Source organism: Arthrobacter sp. MDT2-34-1 (assembly GCF_059091365.1).
Window position 1 is genome coordinate 1 of record NZ_JBNHGO010000125.1, and the last position, 506, is coordinate 506.

General features: G+C 68.0%; 1 protein-coding gene. It reads right to left on the minus strand.

Annotated elements, in window-relative coordinates:
• Window positions 1-172: 172 nt before the first annotated feature.
• Window positions 173-506, minus strand: a 334-nt coding sequence (locus AC5RVV_RS17980; RefSeq protein WP_494002711.1) for an MOSC domain-containing protein, incomplete at its 5' end; no start/stop codon positions are given.

Consider the following 506-nt stretch of genomic DNA (forward strand, 5'->3'; position numbering starts at 1 on the left):
CTTTGAAACGATCGTGATTCCGGAAACCGGCTACCGGTCCTATGAACTGACGGTGCGGCGGGGACAGGACCTGTACCAGTTCACGCTGAATGAACCCGGCGCTCCGCTGTACTCCACAGAGGAAGCGCAGGCTGCGCTGGCGGCAACGGCAGCGGCCGCCGGGCTCTGACCGTCAGCGTACGCTGCGCCGCAGTCGCTTCCCGATCGCTGCCTGCATGGCTGCGGCCAGCCTGATGGAACCGGCGGCGTCGGCAGCGAGCAGGCGTGCGGCGTCGTCGGAATCCGTCTGACGGAACCACCGGCCAACGGTGACGCCATGGTCTGGGCGATGGACGACGTCGATCCTGTCCCCCGCCCGGACCGTTCCCGGAGCCAGCACGCGCAGGTAGGTTCCCACCATCCCCTTCTCCGTGAACCGCCTGACCCACTGCGGCTCCCCCATGCGCCGTGCGAAGGTGGCGCATGGAATCCTCGGACCGGTGACCTCCAGGAGCACACCGTCGCCG